Source organism: Spirosoma sp. 209 (assembly GCF_002006735.1).
Classification (GTDB): Bacteria; Bacteroidota; Bacteroidia; order Cytophagales; family Spirosomataceae; genus Spirosoma; species Spirosoma sordidisoli.
This window is the reverse complement of the sequence record NZ_MVEC01000016.1, coordinates 123984-140352: the sequence shown is the minus strand read 5'-3', so window position 1 is coordinate 140352 and position 16369 is coordinate 123984. Positions and strand designations below refer to the sequence as shown.

The 16369-nt window shown below is 52.0% G+C and carries 14 protein-coding genes and 1 tRNA gene; 3 read left to right on the top strand and 12 right to left on the bottom strand.

The window, feature by feature from the left end:
• Window positions 1–205: hypothetical protein (locus B1C80_RS28470; RefSeq protein WP_161492807.1), on the top strand; the 205-nt coding region annotated here is incomplete at its 5' end.
• Window positions 206–1204: 999 nt separating this feature from the next.
• Here the strand turns inward: B1C80_RS28470 and B1C80_RS22435 are convergent.
• The 7 genes from B1C80_RS22435 to B1C80_RS22405 form a co-directional block, all read right to left on the bottom strand.
• Window positions 1205–2560, bottom strand: a complete 1356-nt coding sequence (locus B1C80_RS22435) for a hypothetical protein (protein ID WP_077923465.1) — start codon at window positions 2558–2560, stop codon at window positions 1205–1207.
• A gap of 104 nt (window positions 2561–2664) precedes the next feature.
• Window positions 2665–3996: an ethanolamine permease gene (gene eat / locus B1C80_RS22430; RefSeq protein WP_077923451.1), complete on the bottom strand. Its 1332-nt coding sequence runs from the start codon at window positions 3994–3996 to the stop codon at window positions 2665–2667.
• A gap of 4 nt (window positions 3997–4000) precedes the next feature.
• A complete protein-coding gene (locus tag B1C80_RS22425) occupies window positions 4001–4726 on the bottom strand; it encodes a hypothetical protein (protein ID WP_077923450.1) in 726 nt (241 codons plus the stop codon).
• Between the two features lie 298 nt (window positions 4727–5024).
• A complete protein-coding gene (locus B1C80_RS22420; protein ID WP_077923449.1) occupies window positions 5025–6314 on the bottom strand; it encodes an adenylosuccinate synthase in 1290 nt (429 codons plus the stop codon).
• A gap of 75 nt (window positions 6315–6389) precedes the next feature.
• Window positions 6390–6872: a DUF3291 domain-containing protein gene (locus B1C80_RS22415; RefSeq protein ID WP_077923448.1), complete on the bottom strand. Its 483-nt coding sequence runs from the start codon at window positions 6870–6872 to the stop codon at window positions 6390–6392.
• 49 nt (window positions 6873–6921) lie between these two features.
• On the bottom strand, window positions 6922–7467 hold the full coding sequence (locus tag B1C80_RS22410) for a Fur family transcriptional regulator (protein ID WP_077923447.1): 546 nt from the start codon (window positions 7465–7467) through the stop codon (window positions 6922–6924).
• A 121-nt stretch (window positions 7468–7588) separates the two neighbouring features.
• Window positions 7589–9859, bottom strand: coding sequence for a bifunctional (p)ppGpp synthetase/guanosine-3',5'-bis(diphosphate) 3'-pyrophosphohydrolase (locus B1C80_RS22405; RefSeq protein ID WP_077923446.1), 2271 nt, complete (start codon window positions 9857–9859; stop codon window positions 7589–7591).
• 222 nt (window positions 9860–10081) lie between these two features.
• Between B1C80_RS22405 and B1C80_RS22400 the strand changes: the two genes are divergently transcribed.
• Together B1C80_RS22400 and tig are read left to right on the top strand one after the other, a co-directional pair.
• Window positions 10082–10163, top strand: a tRNA-Leu gene (locus tag B1C80_RS22400).
• Window positions 10164–10266: 103 nt separating this feature from the next.
• The gene (gene tig, locus B1C80_RS22395) at window positions 10267–11628 is read left to right on the top strand and encodes a trigger factor (RefSeq protein ID WP_077923445.1); all 1362 of its coding nucleotides are present in this window, start codon (window positions 10267–10269) and stop codon (window positions 11626–11628) included.
• A 90-nt stretch (window positions 11629–11718) separates the two neighbouring features.
• Here tig and B1C80_RS22390 read toward each other — a convergent pair whose 3' ends face one another.
• The 5 genes from B1C80_RS22390 to B1C80_RS22370 all read right to left on the bottom strand — a co-directional run bounded on the left by B1C80_RS22390 (window position 11719) and on the right by B1C80_RS22370 (window position 16332).
• On the bottom strand, window positions 11719–12738 hold the full coding sequence (locus B1C80_RS22390) for a hypothetical protein (RefSeq protein ID WP_201723581.1): 1020 nt from the start codon (window positions 12736–12738) through the stop codon (window positions 11719–11721).
• A gap of 105 nt (window positions 12739–12843) precedes the next feature.
• A complete protein-coding gene (locus B1C80_RS22385; protein WP_077923444.1) occupies window positions 12844–13464 on the bottom strand; it encodes an L-threonylcarbamoyladenylate synthase in 621 nt (206 codons plus the stop codon).
• Window positions 13465–13583: 119 nt separating this feature from the next.
• Complete coding sequence (locus tag B1C80_RS22380; protein WP_236648892.1) at window positions 13584–14609, bottom strand: glycosyltransferase; 1026 nt, start codon at window positions 14607–14609, stop codon at window positions 13584–13586.
• Window positions 14610–14865: 256 nt separating this feature from the next.
• Window positions 14866–15819, bottom strand: a complete 954-nt coding sequence (locus B1C80_RS22375; RefSeq protein ID WP_077923442.1) for a YihY/virulence factor BrkB family protein — start codon at window positions 15817–15819, stop codon at window positions 14866–14868.
• A gap of 99 nt (window positions 15820–15918) precedes the next feature.
• Window positions 15919–16332, bottom strand: coding sequence for a thioesterase family protein (locus B1C80_RS22370; protein ID WP_077923441.1), 414 nt, complete (start codon window positions 16330–16332; stop codon window positions 15919–15921).
• Window positions 16333–16369 lie beyond the last annotated feature (37 nt).

Below are 16369 nucleotides of genomic sequence, written 5' to 3'. Positions count from 1 at the left end.
GCACCATCAACGGGATGTAACCCTGGCAGAAGATGAGTTGCGAAGCAGTCAGGCAGCAATCAGTCGAGTTTTGAGCAGCCTAAGGACGCTGGTTATCAATCTGTTGGAAAAGCTGAATGTCAAGAATATGGTGGCTCAGTTCGATACCTTCGCCGATAAATTTCCAGCCTTGATCCAGTTCTTTACCCAACAAATGGTTTTATAAGAAAGCCCTGTGCTCTGCCGTACATAAGACGATCCATTCCAGGTTGAGACCCAGACCCGGCCGCTTTTCTCCCAAACGTAAAACCGGTTGCCGTCATTGGAAAATAGTATACCAACTGACCCTGTATAGTTGTCCTGAACAATACTTTTAGAAAATCCGGAAGGTAATTGGGCAAATAGTGTATAATCAGTACAGAAAAAAAGGGTTAATAAATACAGAGCTAACCTGATCAGGCGGGTGTAGGGAGCAGTATGAATAGTACGCATAGGAAAAGGATATGGACATGCGTCAGAAGTAGCCTACAGGTTCTGTATGATAGATTGTTATTTTTATATAAAAACCTGAAGAAAAGACGGCAGTGAATCCTATACGATTCATGCTGACAAAAGTCACACTAGTAGATGGATAATGAATAGTATATGATGTCTAATGGATTGATTTTTAGGTGATAATTTTTAAAATAGTAATTCGTCATAACAGAAAACAGATAAAAATATATACTTAAAATATGGGAGTTAATACTCCTATATATATAATATTGTAATTGAAAGGGCGGAGGGAGGAATTAAGCAAATATTGTTCTAAAATTTTCGTGCACTATTCTGGATTTTATAACTGAAAAGATTAGTAATTGATTGAATTGTCGGTGAATTAAAAGAGGAATATTATGAATGTTATCGTTTCATTTTTGTGAATTTCTAAAGTGATAGTAAAGGCGAGGTATCATTCTGAATTATGAATTAATATATTGGAACGTGCTATGTAGAGCGTGGTTTATTTTCTGATACAATTGACGATTTATGGCCAAGCGATGTGTAAAAAAAATGAATCTACTAGGCGTTTTTTGGGAATTTTATTTAGAAATTCTTCATGTGAGTTTTGGCCAAACTGCCGGCCTCACTTCGACGTTTCTGCATGAAAAAGCCTTAGTCGGCCCGGCACGATATGTACCTGGACTGACTAAGGCGATAGGGCTGGCTAACCGTCCGAATGGATGGGCTACAAACCTTCGGAAGGAAGGGTCTCGGCTGGCTGGTACGATTTGGGAAGCGATGCTTTTCCGTTCGTGCCGTTTGCGTGTTCGGCCGGATGGCTCCCGTTTACCCGATTGTGCACAACCAGTCGGTCTTTACGCAGCTGACGTTGTTCATCGTCGTTGAGTACGGTTCGGATAGCTTCGCCCTGGCCGTAACCATCGTTGAAATTACTGATGCGGCTGTCCGTCTGGGCCAATTTCAGCTCAGAGAGCAGTTCACTAAGTTCGGTGGTCAGCGCGCGTCGTTGGTCGCGTAGCTCGTTCAGATCGGCGAGCAGGTCAAGATTATGCTGCAACACATTTTGCCGACTGTTCTGCTCGGCCAGTTGGGCCTCCAGCGGGCTGAGTTCTTTCTCTACCCGTTTTAGTCGACGCCGAAGCTTGCCCAGTTTGATATCAGCCTGCAACCAGCGGAACCAGAAGGCCGACAGTACCGGTAGGGCGATACCGAGACATACCGCGCCAGCCAGCGCAAATAAAATACCGCTGAGTACAAACGATAGCAAGGCCCATGGACTATTGACAAGAGCCAGGTTCAACTCACTCGACTCAGATAGTTGCTTTTCTATTTTAGCCAGTGTGGCCGCATCGAGAGTCTGTGTGGCGGCTGTGGGGTCGCTGCTTAGCTGAAGCTGTCGAATCGATTTATTGATGGCTGATTTGAGCTGATCAGTCCGATAAGCTTCGTACCTGAACCAGCCCAGTACGGCCAGTGTCAGCACGGCAAACAAAGCCAGCGCAATCTTGAACCGTTCATATTTACGCTGATTCTGCTCGGGATTCTCCTGGTAGGGCTTCTCGATCAGTCGATCATAAGCAGGTTTGAGCAGAATCGACACCATGGCCAGACCAATAGCAAACGCCCAGGCTTCGTTGGGGTTTCTGATATTGAGCGCATAAGCAACGATTTCGTGCGAGATGATCAGGTCGCCCGCCAGGAATGAAATGCCAGCTACCAGAAACAGCAGCCCGGCCAGCAGTGAGTAATCGGGCGTGTTTTTGACCCGTCGTTCGCGTAAGGCATCGCGCTCGGCTTCTATAGCCTCCCGATTCGATTCGTGTTGTCTGACCTGTCTGGACAGGCGCTCGACCTGTACGGTATGGTTCTGCAACTCAGCATAGGCCGCGCGGTTATCTTCGGTAGTCTGGGCGATATGTCGATCCAGATTGACAAGTTCGTTTCGTTTCTCATTTATTCGGTCCGTCAGCCAGTTGGTATTTACCTGACTGGACAGGTAGCCTTCGTAATTCGTTCGTTCGACCCCCTCTAGACCGCTGGCATAGCCGTGCTGAAAGTCAGGATGATTGGTTGGTTCCATGCGTTCTGGGTTCACATTTTCTGTCCGGTTATTCATTACCGGTTAAGGGTGCGTTTATAGAAAACGCCCTCAAATACGTGAATAGTGCCCCATCGAAGCAAATGTTAGTCGGAAATAGGTGTCGAAACCGGGGGTTTATTTCGGAAATAGAGCCAGCGGAACAAGCCGTACGCGATCAGCAGCAGCCCTACAAACAACAGGCTCAATCCGGGATTATACCAGAAAATAGCCAGCAGGCAAACCACCGACAGCAGGAGAGCTATTAAGGGAACAGCGGGGTAAAACGGCGTACGAAATGGGCGCTCCAGGCCCGGCTCTGAACGTCTCAACCTGAACAGACTGAGCAGGCTGACCAGGTACATAACCAGCGCACCGATTACTGACAGTGTGATGATTTCACCGGTTGTGCCCGAAAATAAAGCGGCCAGTCCAATCAGGCCACCACCAATCAACGACCAGTGCGGGGTTCGGAAACGACCATTGACCGTTGCCAGAAACCGGGGCAGGTAGCCAGCCCGCGCCAGGGCAAATAGTTGCCTCGAGTAGCCCAGCGTATTGGCATGAAACGAAGCGATCAACCCAAACAGGCCCAGTCCGGCAAAAACCTTGGCCCAGGAATTCTGTCGGCCCAGCACCATGGCCAGGGTTTCGGGCAACGGATAATCGATCTGACTGAGCTGCCGCCAGTCACCCACCCCAGCGCACAAAATCATGGTCCCGAGCGCGAGCAGGACCAGGGTGCCGATACTGAGCAGATAACCGCGCGGAATGGTACGGACAGGGTCTTTCACTTCTTCGGCAACCATGGCCACCCCCTCGATGGCGAGATAGAACCAGATAGCAAACGGCAGGGCCGCAAACACCCCGCCAATGCCAAAGCCGTCGTTGTGAGCCAGCAGGTTCTCCGTTTTGTAAGCGGGGGCCACCAGTGCCATAAATACCAGCAACTCGACCACTGACAGCACTGTCACGATAACGGAAAAGTTGGCCGACTCCCGCACGCCCAGGATATTCACACCAATAAAGACCACATAGGAAGCTACGGCCACCCCCAGAACGGGCAATGCCGGATTGAGAAAATGGGCATAGGCGCCCAGGGCAGCCGCAATGGCGGGTGGCGCCATCAGAAAATCGACCAGGGTAGCAAAACCCGCCACAAAGCCTCCTGTAGGGCCAAACGCCCGGAAAGCGTAGGCGAAGGGACCACCCGCATCCGGAATGGCCGCTGTCAGTTCGGTATAGCTGAAGATGAATGTCAGATACAGTACGGTTACGATCAGCGTAGCAATCAGGAAGCCTACCGTGCCTGCCACGGCCCAGCCGTAGTTCCAGCCAAAATACTCGCCCGAGATCACCATGCCAACGGCAATCGCCCAGAGCTGGGTGGTCGATAGGACTCGGCGAAGGGAGGCCGGTGGCGCAGCGGGTTCAGGCATAGCGTTACCGTTGTATGAAAATGTGTTGGAGGGCTGCCCACAACCGCTTTTTCAGTTGCTGATCGGCTTCGATAGTTGGCAGCGAATCAGCCATCAAAAACGTGATGCCGAAGAAACGAACAGGCTGGTACCGGTCCATGGCAATATCGAGGTGAATTCGGCTGAAGGGTACGCCAAACGTTATAAAATGATGGATCTTCTTGCCGTGAACCAGCTCCGCGAAGTCTATATCTCGTACCCCGTGTAGGTTGAGCAGGTCAACCCCATCGATGTTCAGGTTAACCGCTTTCAGTATTTTCTCCAGAAACAGCAGGTTGCTGGGGTCCAGCTCTTCGTCGGCCAGCAGAAGCACTTTATGATTGATGGGCGACATGCGAGCCTGGTTTTGAGCGGGGGGGTGAACAGACGGAACAGTAGGGCGGGGTGCCTGAGGAGGCAGCGGCTCGGGAGTTATTAGTAACGGCACCGACGGTGTATCGACTGGCAGGGGCGACACGATCAGGTTGGCCGAATCGACCAGGATGGCTTCGTGCTCCGGGGCAGGCGCGTGGGCCGCCAGTTCATCCAGGGCGCTGATCAGATCAATCGTTGGGGTAAGGGCCGGGGCGGGTTCAGGAACCGGAATGTCTGCCAGAACGCTCGCCAGCGGTCCGGGACTCCAGCGTTCGTTCGGTATTCGGAAGAGCTGATCGGACTGATAGAGGGTCTGGTAAAGGGCTTTCGCTGACATAAGGAAACAAAACAGGACCTGCTTACTACCAAAAGTACGTAAAAAAGCCGAGCGAGCCCCGGGCGCCGGCGTCAACAGCTATTGCCTTTTCAAGGGCGTATGAGAATTCAGGGTGACAATCAAACGCCTGACACGGGGTAAACAAACGGGATACCAATTCGAAAAACGATAGGCTGCACCGAACTGGCAGTCCAGAAAACTAAAGTGCCCGGCTGCAGCTGGCTTTGACGCTGCAACCGGGCACTTTTAGAGAAACGTATTATCACGGAACCGATCAGGCCCCAGTTGATGGATCGACTTACAGGACTCCCGCCGTCTGCCGATGGATGATGGCTTCGCGGTCGGGGCTCGTAGATATGAAGCTGATCGGCAGGCCCAGCGACTCTTCCAGATAATGGACATAGTTAGCCAGGGCTTCCGGCATGTCATCGAAGGAGTGAATATCGGTCAGGTCGGTTTGCCAGCCTTTAAACGATTTGTAGATGGGCTTCAGCTCAACATCGGTCATATCGTAAGGCAGGTGTTCAGTGACGGTACCGTCTGGCATCTGGTAGTGCGTACACACCAAAATTTCGCTGAAAATATTCAACACGTCGACCTTCATCATCACCAGCTGCGTTACACCGTTGATCATGATGGCATACTTGAGCGCCGGTAGGTCGAGCCAGCCGCACCGACGCGGCCGACCGGTTGTGGCGCCGAATTCACGACCTTCCTGGCGAATCTGCTCACCGGTGGCGTCCGACAGTTCGGTAGGAAAGGGGCCACTGCCGACCCGGGTGCAGTAGGCTTTAAAAATGCCATATACCTCCCCAATACGCCCGGGTGCTACCCCCAGACCCGTGCAGGCGCCTGCTGTCATGGTGTTGGAGGAGGTAACGAACGGATAGGAACCAAAATCGATGTCGAGCAGGGAGCCCTGAGCGCCTTCGGCCAGCACCTTCCGGCCGGATTGCAGAGCTTCGTTTACGGCGTATTCGCTGTCGGTGAGCTGAAACTGCTTCATGAAGTCAACAGCCGCAAAGAATTCCTCTTCGGACTGGGGTAATACGGAAGCAAAGTCAAAGTTGTTCTGCTCCAGAATCACTTTATGAATAGCGACCAGACGGCTGTATTTATCGGCGAAGTTAGGAGACAGGATGTCGCCAACCCGTAGACCCTGACGGGCTACTTTATCCTGATAAGTAGGACCAATGCCGCGCAGGGTCGACCCTATTTTCGATTCTCCCTTTGCCTGTTCATAGGCTGCATCGAGCAGGCGGTGGGTAGGTAGAATGATGGATGCCTTCTTCGAGATCTGCAGGTTTTGGGTGAGGGGCAGGTTGAATTTGGCCAGCCCGTCAATTTCACGTTTGAAAACGATCGGGTCCAGTACAACGCCATTGCCGATGATGTTCAGAATGTCGTTGCGAAAAATTCCGGAAGGAATCTGGTGCAATACGTGCTTGAAACCGTCGAACTCTAACGTATGTCCGGCATTGGGACCACCCTGAAACCGGGCTACAACCTGATACTGTGGAGCCAGTACGTCCACAATCTTACCTTTTCCTTCGTCGCCCCACTGGAGGCCTAATAAAACATCTACCATTACACCTGAAATAAAATTAACGCGTTTATATCGTTCGTTATCGCTGTGAAACCGTGCTGCATAGTGGAGCGACGGTTATGAGAAGGTACGACCTGATGACTCGTCCAAGGGAGCCAGATCGGTTGCTGGCCATGTGTTTCGGAATGTAAACGCCCTGGGGCTGGGGCCAAAAGCGTTGAGGTGTTCTAGTCGGGCTCTTGCTTCGTCGACCGTAGGCTGGTGGCCGGTCGGTACCCACCAGAGCACCGTCATCGACTCTTTAGGTTTCTCGAACCATTTGCCGCGGTTTTTCATGACGGCCGTATGCATACTTCGGAAAACAAAAGCCTGCAGGTGCTCCAGGGATTGCCATACCGACATGTTGACGATAATGCGATCGTCGTCAAACGGGCGGAGGCTGGTGGCATCGTTTCCTGCTCCAGTCAATCGCCAGATAAACCCCTCACTCTGCTCGGCCAGCGCATTGATGGTTGCCAGTTGTGCCACAAAATCGGCCATGATCGGGTGGTCGATCGTTGGCGCCAGCATACGGGATATATTCAACTGGGCGAGATGCATTTGGCTTAAACGAACATGGCTTCTCTAATCAAACGGTTGTGCTTATGCCTTACTGCCTGCTGCTGACCGATACCTCTTCATCCGCGCGTTCCATACCGGCGGCTTCGATCCCAGCCGCATCTTTATTGGACTCATTCCGGTTTTCGCAGGGATCGCGCTGGCATGAGCCGTAAAAAATCAGCGAGTGGTGCATGACGTTGAATTTCAGCATGTCGCCGACCATGTTCTGAATATTCTGCACACGGGGGTCGCAGAACTCCATCACCTTGTGGCAGTCGGTGCAGATGAGGTGGTCGTGCTGGCGGTAGCCGTACGACTTTTCGTACTGAGCCAGGTTACGGCCAAACTGGTGTTTGGTAACCAGGTCGCAGTCGACCAGAACATCCAGGGTGTTGTATACGGTTGCCCGGCTGACCTGGTATTTTTTGTTCTTCATCGAGATATACAGCTCGTCGACATCGAAGTGGTCCTGACGGTTGTAGATCTCTTCGAGTATGGCAAATCGTTCCGGGGTTTTACGGAGGCCTTTCCGTTCGAGGTAGGCCGTAAAAATCATCCGGGCGGATTCTAAGTTAGATTGAGTCGGCGCAGTCATGTCTGTTCCGGTTGGTTGAAAGTGCAAAGGTAAGTAAGGTTTACGGGATTCGGTTTACGGAAGTTGTCGCAGGATATGATCTGCCCGACTGCCGCACCCCAAATCCCGTAAGTAAAGCTGATCAGGAGTCAAAACGGACTACTTCAAAAACGCCCTGTACCCGCTCCAGCTTACGCATGAGGGTTTCGAGGTGGGCGGTATCGTGAACGTAGAGCCGGATATTCCCCTCGAAGATACCGTCTTTAGAATCGATGGTAACGGAGCGCATATTAATGTGCAGCTCGTTACTGATGATTCGAGTCACGTCGTTGACCAGGCCCACCCGGTCGGTACCGGTAATGCGCAGACCCGATAAGAAGGCCAGTTCTTTCTGGCTGGTCCATTTAGCCTTGATGATCCGATTGCCATGATTCGACATTAACTCGACTGCGTTCGGACAGGTAACGCGGTGAATTTTGATGCCGTCGTTGATGGTTACGAACCCAAATACGTCGTCGCCCGAAATGGGGTTGCAGCATTTGGAGAGCGTATAATCGATGCGGTCCATATCCTCGCCGATCAGCAGCATGTCGGCGTCGGCCCGTTCGCCATGGATTTTCTTCAGTTCTTTTACGAAGGCCTTGGCATCGGGCAGCGCGTCGGTGTTGAGTTTGTTGGCGCGGTTTTCACGGGCTTCCTTGTCGGCTTTGAACTTTTTCAGTTCGCTGACATCGATATGCCCCTTGCCAACCCGGTAAAAGAAATCGTCGGTGGTTTTAGAGCCGAAATAGGCCCGCAACTGGTTGATGACCTCGTTAGACATCTCTACCCGTAGCACCCGCAGCTTTTTATTGACCAGCTCGCGCCCGTCGGTCACGTAGCGTTTGTTCTCCTCTTTGATGAGGTCTTTGATCTTCGTCTTGGCTTTGGACGTCACTACAAACCGCAGCCAGTCTTCCGAGGGCTTCTGCCGGTTGGAGGTAATGACTTCGACCTGATCGCCATTCTGAAGTACGTGGCTCAGCGGTACCAGCGTGTTGTTCACCTTCGCGGCCATACAGCGGGCACCAATCTGCGTGTGAATGTCGAACGCGAAATCCAGGGCCGTAGAGCCACGCTGCAGAACCTTCAGATCTCCCTTGGGGGTAAAGACAAAAACCTCTTCGCTGTAAAGATTGCTTCTGAAGTCATCGACAAATTCAATGGCGGCTTTTTTGTCGCCGTTACTGGCCGACTCGATCATGTCGCGCACCTGGCTGATCCAGGCTTCGATCCCAGCCCCGGTCTGGGTATCGTTCCCTTTATACTTCCAGTGAGCTGCGTAGCCTTTCTCGGCAATCTCGTTCATCCGTTCGGTACGGATCTGCACCTCTACCCACTGTCCCGACTTACTCATTACCGTGGTATGTAATGACTCGTAGCCATTGGTGCGGGGGGTGCTGATCCAGTCTTTCAACCGGTCCGGGTTAGGTTTATAATGATCGGTAACGATCGAATACGCCCGCCAGCAGGCCGCTTTCTCCTCTTCGGGGGGTACGTTCAGGATAATCCGAACCGCAAACAGGTCGTAAATCTCCTCGAACGGCTTCTTCGACTTGTTAAGTTTGGTCCAGATCGAGTAGATGGATTTCGGCCGACCTTTGATCACGAATTTGATGTTGGTATCGGTCAGGTCAGTTTCAATTGGTTCGATGAACCGGCCAATAAACCGGTCGCGGGCAATCTTGGTCTCGCGCAGCTTGCGGGCAATGTCTTTATAGGCTTCCGGCTCTACGTGCTTGAGGTAGAGGTCTTCGAGCTCCGATTTGATGGCGTACAAGCCCAGTCGGTGGGCGAGGGGGGCATAGATATAGATCGTCTCAGCCGCAATTTTCAACTGCTTGTCGCGGGGCATCGAGTCGAGCGTCCGCATGTTATGCAGCCGGTCGGCGAGCTTGATCAAAATGACCCGAACATCGTCCGAAAGGGTGAGCAGCATTTTCCGGAAATTCTCGGCCTGCTGTGACGTGCCATACTCGAAGATACCCGAAATCTTGGTCAGACCGTCTATAATGCGGGCTACTTTGGGCCCGAATGCCCGGTCTATATCGTCAATGGTAGTATCCGTATCTTCAACGACATCGTGAAGCAGCGCGGCTACGATACTGGTAGTACCCAGGCCGATCTCATCGACGGCAATCTGAGCAACGGCCAGCGGGTGGTAGATGTAGGGTTCGCCCGACCGCCGGCGCATGTTTTTATGGGCTTCGGCCGAGGTGTTAAACGCTTTTTTGATCAGCTTGGCGTCGTTGTCTTTCAACATCGGCTTAGCTGAGCGCAGCAGTCGTCGGTACCGTTTTAAAATTTCCTGTCGTTCCTGCTCCAGGTCGATAACGGGTTCGACACTGGGCCGGGACTCAATTGCATGGATCATAGTTGGCGTCTATTCAGGAATGGCCTTTGGTTGTACTCGTACTACCAAGATAACAAATTAATAATCTAAAATCGACGGGCTATCTTATAAAAATAAAACATGGAGGTAGGCGCTTGGCGATTTGCAGATTCTTCGTACTTTTGCGGGCCGAAACAGTTAAACAGCGCGGTTGGCTTGGCCTGAAAAGGCCGTTAATCAGACTGGGTCAACTGTTCACCACCTGCGGGCGTGGCGAAATTGGTAGACGTGCCAGACTTAGGATCTGGTGCCGCAAGGCATGGGGGTTCGAGTCCCTCCGCCCGTACAAAGTACGTTGAGCGATTGAGTAATTGAGTGATTGAGCGATTCCTACCAGAAGCCACTCTCACCCAATCGCTCAATCGCTCAATCACTAAATAGCAATCATCATGGACATTACGCTCGAAAAAGCCAGCGACACCAACGCTTCGCTGAAAATTACGCTTACCCCGGCTGACTATAAGCCCGAAGTCGATAAGAAACTGAAAGATTACGGCCGTAAGGTTCAGTTGAAAGGATTCCGTCCTGGTCACGTACCTGCGTCGCTGGTGCAGAAAATGTACGGCAAAAGCATTCTGGTCGACGAGATCAACTCGATGCTTAGCCGGACCGTGAGCCAGTACATCCGCGAAAACAAACTTCAGGTCGTTGGCGATCCCGTTCCGAACCGCGAACAGGCAGATGCCATCGACTGGGATAACCAAACCGATTTTGCCTTCAGTTATACACTGGGCCTGGCATCGGAGTTCAACATCGATTTTGCCGAACTGCCCAGCGTAACCCGCTACGAGATTCAGGCTGGTGAAACCGAAGTAAACAACACCATTGCTGACCTGCAGCAGCGTTTCCATGGTCACGCTCATGGCGAAGAAGTAGGCGAAACCGATACGATTTACGGCGAACTGGTTCAGACCAGCACGCCCGAGTCAGGTGAGCCGTTCTCGGCCAAAACCGCTTTCCCAATGGACAAAATGGCTGAAGAAGCTAAAGGTCAGTTTGTGGGTAAGAAAAAAGGTGACGTTATCAGCTTCGTACTGGAGCAGGCGTTCCCCGACGAGAAGGCCCGGGCCAACGCTACCGGCGTGAAGAAAGAAGAAGCCGCTGCCCTGACGGGTGAGTTCAACTTCACAATCGATGACATTACCCGGCATGAGCCGGCCGAACTGAACCAGGAGTTTTTCGACAAGGTGCTGGGTGCCGGTGCGGTCGAGGACGAAGCGCAGTTCCGTACGAAAGTAGCCGAAGTTATTCGGGGCAACTACGCCCGCGAAGCCGATCAGCTGCTGCGGCTCGACATCGAAAAAAACCTGATCGATAACACGCCGATTCTGCTACCCGACGAGTTCCTGAAAAACTGGTTGCTCGAAGTGAATGAAGGCAAGTTTACCCCCGAGCAGATCGACGAGCAGTACGACGACTTCACCAAATCGGTAAAGCTGCAGCTGATCAAAAACAAGATCGCTGAAAACGCGGATATAAAAGTTGAGTTTGACGAGGTACTGGACGCAACCCGCCAGATGGTACGGGAACAGTTCGGCTTTATGGGCAGCGAAAACGAAGAAATGGATAAAACCATTGATCGGATTGCCCGTAACTACCTCATGGATGAGAAGAATAACGGCCAGAACTACACCAGCACGTTTAACCGGGTCTATGACGATAAGGTAATCGAGTACGCCAAAACCCAGCTGACCATTGTGTCGCAGGAAGTAACGGTTGATGAGTTCAAAGCATTGGTCGAGAATCGGTAGGTCGGACAGCTGACTACTGATTGCCCGTATACAGAACAGAAAAGGCCCGTCAATTGCTGACGGGCCTTTTCTGTTTGGCTACTACCGGGTCTACTGGTACTGGATATACATCGGCTTGGGCGTCAGGGCCAGCACTTCGGCGGGGGTCATGATGCGCGAACCGGGCTTGCGGAAGTCGTTTTCGTAGAACAGTTTGAAGCCGGTGTACTGAACCGGTTCTTTCTGAATGTAGTCATGATACGAATCTTTCTTCAGTACCGGCGGGCCCCAGCCATCCATATCCATAACGATCTGTACGTTTGGGTCGAGCTTGATGTTTTTGTAGTTCTTGACCATGCCCTGCGTAAAGCGGTGAACGACCAGTACTTTGGGAGGTAGGTTGTTCTCTTTCACGATACGGCTCAGAAACTGTACGGCCTGGTTGATATCCGCAGCATCGTAGCTTCCGATTTTGGTGCCGGGCTTTGCGCCGGTTACCATCGAAAATTCAGGGTCGATGCCCAGATGAACGAACGGGAGTTTCAGGTATTTTTCCATGTAGGCCATCTCGGGACCCAGTGGCGCATGGCCCCGCTGAATATCCAGAAAGACAATGGCTTTGTGCTCATTCCCCCACTTCAGCACTTTCTTGATGGTTTTGTCCGACATGCGCATGCGATAGCCGCCGTCTTTGCCCGGGGCGCCCTGAGCCGAGGTGGCTACCAGGTGCAGGGCTGGCTGGATGGGTGTAGCTGGGTCGGCTTTCTGCCAGTTCTTGATCTCTTCGTCCAGCCGGCGCAACATCTCCTCTTTAGGGTACTTACCCAGAATCCCCATTTTTTTGGAATGAGGATTACCGTAATAGGCAAAGATGCGTTTGTTAGGCAAAAGAGCACCGGTCGGCGCGTAGGTCAACGAATCGAGGGTAGAGTCGCCGGTCGAAACGGCATTGGTGGGCCGGGAGGCCGTTGCTGGTTTAGGGGCTGGTGTGCCCGATGAGTCGGAGGAGGCAGTTGGTTTGGCCGAGGCTTCGGCGGTCAACTGCCCGGACGTTGCCTGTTTTGATTCGGAAGAACAGCCAGTCAGGTGACTGAGGGCCAGTATAGTACTAGCGGCCAGTAAAAAACGCATGCTATAAAAAGAGAGTTGATTGCCTGTAGACACAAAAAAAGGGTTAATCGCCAGTTAAGAGTGCGTTAACCCTATCATGCAAGTATAGAATCTTGTGGTAACTTTTCAAAGAATAAATTCACCAAGCCCTTGACGGATGATAGAAAATTCGTCGTCGGTAGCGTCAATTATAGTCGAGGCCACATTGCCACCGTAGCCGCCATCGATCACGATATCGACCTGATTCCTGAATTTCTCGTAGATCAGTTCCGGATCGGTCGAGTATTCGATGACTTCATCTTCGTCGCGGATGGAGGTGGTAATGATGGGGTTTTCGAGCTGGTGAACAATCTGTCTGGGTATATCGTGATCGGGTACCCGTATGCCCACGGTTTTCTTGTTGGTGTTGAGCAGCTTCGGTACGTTGTTCGTGGCCTCCAGCAGAAACGTGAACGGACCGGGTAATAGCCGTTTCATCACTTTGAAGGCCTGATTGCTTACCCGCGCGTAATCGGCGATGTGGCTTAGGTCGTAACAGATGAATGAGAAGTCGTTTTTGGCTGGCTTGATCCCTTTGATGCGGGCCACCCGCTCAACAGCGCGCGCATTATGAATATCGCACCCCATGCCGTAAACGGTATCGGTCGGGTATATGACGACGGCTCCGTTGCGCAGGGCTTTGACAACCTGTTCAATCCGGCGCAGGTCAGGGTTTTTAGGATATAATTTCAAAAATTCAGCAGCCATATTCGTTCGGGATAGGGAGCAGCAGGTGGTGTTGTGGTAACGACAGATAACACCCTTGTGTTTCTGACCCTACTGACCTCGCGGGAGTGAGACTACATCCTGACCTGCAAGGAACGAATTTACTGTCGGCTGGGCAACGCAAAGGCCTGCCGGGCGTAGTGCCGATATAAGCTGTTAACGGGCACCTGTAAGCAACTGAGTGCCAGGACAACTTTGGTGAGCAGTCCCGGCTGTTCGATCCGGTTCAGGAGCCGGCCAAACTGCCGAACGAGCCCGTACTGTTCAGCGTAATAGGCTTTGCGAATAAATTTCCGAATCCGGCTGGCCAGGGCCTGGTACTCATCCGCCGTGTGGCACCGCTCCAGGGCTTTCTGGCAAACGATCAGCGACGAATGGAGTAAGGCGTTATCGGGCTTGACAACCTGAGCCGCGAGTGAATCGGGTAGCTGCCGTTTCAGCGTCAGCACCTCATCCAGGTAGGCATAGTGATACAGCCGTGCTGACCGAACCCAGAAGTCAAAATCTTCGTAGGCGAGTGATTCGTCATAGCCGCCCAGCTCGTTCAGCACATCGCGCCGGATCATCATCGTCGGGGTGCAGATGAAATAAGACTCCAGCACATTACGAAAAACGTTGCCGGAGGGGACTACCGTACTGGACCGCCCCCGTGGGTCTGTCGGGTAGTGGGACGAAAGCCGTCGGCCCTGTTCGTCGATATAGTCCGCATTGGAAAAGACGACGGCGTAGGGCCCCGACAGCCGTTCGAACAGCTCAACCTGCTTCGAGATGCGGCCGGGCAGAAGCACATCGTCGGCGGACAGGTCAATAATATACCGGCCCCGCGCCAGTGACAGGCCCTGGTTGAACGCGCGGTTCAGGCCTACGTTCGTTGTGTTTTGAAGAAACTGCAGATTGGGGTGTTGCCGGGCAAACCGACTGATACACCCGGACGTCGCGTCTGTACTGGCATTGTCGATAACGATCAGCTCTACGTTCGGATAATCCTGTTCTACAACCGATTGAAGGGCCTCTTCTACGTAACGCTGATGATTATAAGCCGTACAGATAACCGTCACCCAGGGTTTGATCCGATTCAGATACGGACCCATTGGCAATGGAGTAAACTGACCAGTAACAGAAGTCATCTACAGGGAAAAGTTTACAAACACCGTTCGGTATAACCGGCGGAGTTGAGTTGTTAATCTAAAATTACACACCTGTTGTAACCCAGCTGCCTATATTTTTAGTAAACGGAAAAAGGTTTTTTAATACCCTTTGCATCCGCGAAAGTTGGCACGGTTTTTACCAATGTCTGTATGAACCTGTTTTGGTGTCGTGCCAGAAATGGCTCACGCAAAAGGGTGCTTTTACATTTATGGGTTAGGGTTCACAAACGCCACTTCAGCTATTGGAGGTGGCGTTTGTTGTTTTCTCGGCAACACTGGGGTTTTTATCTCCCTCAAGGTTATACAGCGCCACGTTCATTTCAAAACCCAGAATGAGCAGGAGTGAAATAAGGTTGATCCAGATCATAAGCGCGATGAGCGTGCCTATCGAGCCATATACCTTGTTGTACGACCCGAAGTTGGAGACGTAGTAGGAGAAGCCAAGGGTTGTCAGAACGATCAGGACCGATGCGATGATAGACCCCGGGGTGACAAAGGCCCATTTCATGTCGACGTCGGGTCCGAACCGATAAATCACCGAAACGGCTCCCACAAAAACAGCAAAAACCAGTAGATAACGGGCTACGGCCAGCAAGTTGACAAACACCACATTATTCAGAATACCGAAGCGGAGCAGATACTCACTGACTACCCCACCGATAATCAGTACAACAATGGCCAGAATCAGGGCTACGGCCAGCGTGAAGGTGAGCCCCACAGCCACGCCCCGAACTTTGAAGAAGCCACGACTATCTTCCGACTCGTGCGACGAGTTAAAGGCATTCATAAGCGCTACCAGACCGCTTGTGGCCGAATAGAGCGCCAGCAAAAAACCGAACGACAGCACACCACTCCTGGGCCGACTAATGATGTCACGGATGGTCGTAGCCACCGAACTGAAGGTGTCTCCCGGCAGTACCCGCTGGAAGAACGCCATAATCTGCTCCTCCAGATTGGGAATTGGGATGTAGGGAATGAGCGTGAACAGGAAGATGATCGTTGGAAATACGGCCAGTATCAGGCTGTACGCAACGGAAGCCGCCCGCTCGCTGGTGTCGTTTTCAATTACTTTGTTCGTCATCTTATTCAAAAACTCGTACCAGGAGGTTTTTGAATCGAACGGACGATGATCGTGCAGCCAGATGCGGGCACCTGACAGCGCGTCAAAGCTCATTAATTTGTCGAACATAACGTCAGAAGTTGGTAATGGCTGATCAGGTTCTTTAGATGTTGTGAACCGATCTTGGTAACAACCCTCCTTGCATTGACAACCAGCCACGATTTTAACCTACTCCTGAAAAAAAGGTTTGGCAAGCTCGATCAAATCGTCAGGAGCCAGACAGGGACGCCCGGTATCGGACCGGATGAAGACAAGGGTTGTCTGGCCGGTGTTGAGCAGTACGCCATGCTGATTGAAGATTTCGTACGTGAAGAGAAAGCGGGTTTTGGGAAGCTGGGGCACCGTTACCCGAACCGTCAGCAGATCATCGTACCGGGCCGGCCGAATGAACCGGGAGCTGAGGTCATACACCGGCATCGAAATACCCCGTTCTTCAAGCTCTTTGTAGTTCAGCCCCAGCTGGCGGAGGGCTTCTACCCGGCCTATCTCGTAAAACCGGGCGTAATTGCCGTAATAGACGACCCCCATCTGATCGGTGTCGTAATAACGTACGCGAATGTCAGTAACGTCGTAAACAAACATGGAGACTAATGGATAGACAACGGCCTGTTTCTCTACT

What these genes read in the sequence shown, in the direction of transcription:
- B1C80_RS22380 (WP_236648892.1), bottom strand. Translation starts at nt 14,609, where the DNA reads ATGACTTCTGTTACTGGTCAGTTTACTCCATTGCCAATGGGTCCGTAT.
- B1C80_RS22370 (WP_077923441.1), bottom strand. Translation starts at nt 16,332, where the DNA reads ATGTTTGTTTACGACGTTACTGACATTCGCGTACGTTATTACGACACC.
- B1C80_RS22390 (WP_201723581.1), bottom strand. Translation starts at nt 12,738, where the DNA reads ATGCGTTTTTTACTGGCCGCTAGTACTATACTGGCCCTCAGTCACCTG.
- tig (WP_077923445.1), top strand. Translation starts at nt 10,267, where the DNA reads ATGGACATTACGCTCGAAAAAGCCAGCGACACCAACGCTTCGCTGAAA.
- B1C80_RS22415 (WP_077923448.1), bottom strand. Translation starts at nt 6,872, where the DNA reads ATGCATCTCGCCCAGTTGAATATATCCCGTATGCTGGCGCCAACGATC.
- B1C80_RS22435 (WP_077923465.1), bottom strand. Translation starts at nt 2,560, where the DNA reads ATGGAACCAACCAATCATCCTGACTTTCAGCACGGCTATGCCAGCGGT.
- B1C80_RS22405 (WP_077923446.1), bottom strand. Translation starts at nt 9,859, where the DNA reads ATGATCCATGCAATTGAGTCCCGGCCCAGTGTCGAACCCGTTATCGAC.
- B1C80_RS22425 (WP_077923450.1), bottom strand. Translation starts at nt 4,726, where the DNA reads ATGTCAGCGAAAGCCCTTTACCAGACCCTCTATCAGTCCGATCAGCTC.
- B1C80_RS22410 (WP_077923447.1), bottom strand. Translation starts at nt 7,467, where the DNA reads ATGACTGCGCCGACTCAATCTAACTTAGAATCCGCCCGGATGATTTTT.
- B1C80_RS22385 (WP_077923444.1), bottom strand. Translation starts at nt 13,464, where the DNA reads ATGGCTGCTGAATTTTTGAAATTATATCCTAAAAACCCTGACCTGCGC.
- eat (WP_077923451.1), bottom strand. Translation starts at nt 3,996, where the DNA reads ATGCCTGAACCCGCTGCGCCACCGGCCTCCCTTCGCCGAGTCCTATCG.
- B1C80_RS22420 (WP_077923449.1), bottom strand. Translation starts at nt 6,314, where the DNA reads ATGGTAGATGTTTTATTAGGCCTCCAGTGGGGCGACGAAGGAAAAGGT.
- B1C80_RS22375 (WP_077923442.1), bottom strand. Translation starts at nt 15,819, where the DNA reads ATGTTCGACAAATTAATGAGCTTTGACGCGCTGTCAGGTGCCCGCATC.